The 2313-nt window shown below is 72.4% G+C and carries 2 protein-coding genes; both read right to left on the bottom strand.

The features are described 5' to 3' along the window. A partial coding sequence (locus G6R24_RS20335; protein WP_163550746.1) for a beta/alpha barrel domain-containing protein occupies positions 1 to 973 on the bottom strand: 973 nt, incomplete at its 3' end. Positions 974 to 1029: 56 nt separating this feature from the next. Beyond that, a complete protein-coding gene (locus G6R24_RS20330) occupies positions 1030 to 2277 on the bottom strand; it encodes a glycosyltransferase family 4 protein (RefSeq protein ID WP_163550745.1) in 1248 nt (415 codons plus the stop codon). Between the last annotated feature and the right edge of the window lie 36 nt (positions 2278 to 2313).

Here is a 2313-nt window from a genome sequence, read left to right as displayed (position 1 = left end):
GGTCCGCGGCGGCGAGCTGGTCGGGGTCCGCCTCATCGATCCAGCCGGAGAGGATCTCGCCGAACACCGTGGGGTCCTCGCCGCGGTTCCAGAACGCCGTCGCCGCCTGCACCACGACCGCGCCCGCCCGCTGGTAGTCGACGACGTCGTGCCCGTCGGTGATCCCGCCGGCGCCGACGAGCGCCACCGTGTCGGGCAGGAGCCGGCGCAGCTGACGCACCTGACCCAGGCCGATGGGCTTGAGCGCCGGGCCGCTGAGCCCGGCCAGTTCGACGTCGAGGACGGGACGTCCCGCCGCGTCGACCACGAGCGCGTTCGGGAAGGTGTTCACCGCGGTGACGAAGGCGGGCCCGCCGGGGCCGGCCCCAGCCCTGGACCCGGACGTGGCGGCCCGGCCGAGCACGTCGGCGAGTTCGGCCAGGGCGGCGGGATCGGAGAACGGCGAGATCTTCACCCCGTACGGCACCCTGCGGCCCCCATCCGCGGCGGCCAGCGCGTCCAGGGCGGCGCCGACCTGGGCGCAGACCGCCGCGGTCTGGCGTGGGTCGAAGCAGGCGATGCGCTTCTGCGCCCCGCCGTCCCAGACGTTGGGGCAGGCGAGGTTCACCTCGATCAGGTCGACTCCGGCCGCGCCGACGACCTCGGCCATGTGCCGGTACTCGGCGACGTCGAAGCCGGCGATGCTGACGATCAGCGGCTTGCCGGCCTCGTGAGCGATCTCGACCATCCGCGGCAGCTGCTCGGCGTACTCGTCGAGCCCGCGGTTGGGCAGACCGAGGGCGTTGACGGAGAAGGTCCCGCCCGGCCAGTAGACGGTGCCGGTGTTACCGGCCCGCGGTGCCACCGTGATCGATCCGACCACGATGGCCGCCACCGCGCTGCGGGCGAACGCTTCCACGTCCCGCAGTGACTTGCAGGTTCCCGCCGCGTTCAGCACCGGATGTTCGAGTTCGATCCCGGCCAGACCGGTCACCGCTGACACCGCTGATCGGAGTGTCGTGGCCGCGGTTCGAGGATGCGCACGCCGGTTCAGGCCTGTGCCGGACGCGGACGGCGCAGCCGACGTCGGGCCGCATGCCGGTCGATCGCCTTCTGGTAGGCCGTCAGGCGCACCGCCGCGATGCGCCGCGGTTCCAGTTCGGCGGTGCCGGCCCGGCCCCGCGCGCCGACGGTGACGGCGAGTTCGGGGTCGCGCAGGAACGGCTCGAGCGCGTCCGCGAGTGCCCGCGGGTCCTCCGGCGGCACGACCGTGCCGCCCTCCCACTTCGCCACCCAGGTCGCGACACCCGTCGTGGCGGTCGCGACGACGGGACGTCCCGAGGCCATGCCTTCCAGGCCGGCGATGGAGAAGCTCTCGAACCGGCTCGGGACGACCACGACCCGCGCCTCCTCATACGCCTTGACGAGTTCGGGACGGCTCAGATGCCCCGCGAACCGGCATGCCACGCCCAGCTCGGTGGCCCGCCGCTGGAGCCACTCACCCGTCGGCACACCGTCGATGACGCCCGAGGACTGGCCGGCGAGCACCACCGTGGCCGCCGCCCCCCGCTCCTTGAGCAGCGCGGCCGCCGACAGCAGCACGTCGAGACCCTTGCGCCATTCCAGCCGGCCGACGACGAACAGCACCGGGTCGGTCTGCCGGGGCGGGACCACCCCGGTGTACGGGGTGCGATCGAACGGGTACGGGATGACGTCGGCGTCCTGCTTCTTCTTCAGCCAGCCGAAGTCGCGCAACGTCGTGACGATCAGCTCGGACGGTGCGGTCCGCACGTCGGCGCGGACGGCGGAGAACCGGTCGATCCGGTCCGCCAGGGCACCGCGGCCGTGCAACTTACCCTGCCGCAGCCGGACGTCCATCATCGTCGGGGTGTGCAGGTGGATCACCAGCGGGACGTCCCGGCGCAGCGCGGTGCGCAGGCCACGGGTCTCGCCGTCCTGGGTCTCGATGACGTCCGGGTGCAGGTTCAGCCGGCGCAGCCAGAACGCGTAGGACACGGCGAGGATGAACCGCAGGGCGAGTGAGTCCCGCGGATGGTCCGCGCCCTGCATCGAACGACCGACCTTGCCGAGATAGCGGCTGACCGGTAGACGCAGAAGCGGTCGCCGATGGACGAGCACCCCGTCGTGGTCCTCGTCCGTGCGCCGACGCCCCTGCGCGGCCACGATGTGCACCCGATGGCCGAGTGCGACCAGGGCGTGCGCGATGTCGTGGGTGTAGACACCCGCCCCGTCCCAGATGATCGGGGGATACTGCTCGCACAAAAAGACGATCTCCATACCCATCCCCCACGGCGGCGAACTCCGGACGGCTCA

The organism is Candidatus Frankia nodulisporulans (assembly GCF_902806475.1).
GTDB classification, from domain to species: domain Bacteria; phylum Actinomycetota; class Actinomycetes; order Frankiales; family Frankiaceae; genus Frankia; species Frankia umida.
Note: the sequence above shows the minus strand (reverse complement) of the source record. Positions and strands in the feature narration are given on the sequence as shown.

What these genes read in the sequence shown, in the direction of transcription:
- G6R24_RS20330 (WP_163550745.1), bottom strand. Translation starts at nt 2,277, where the DNA reads ATGGAGATCGTCTTTTTGTGCGAGCAGTATCCCCCGATCATCTGGGAC.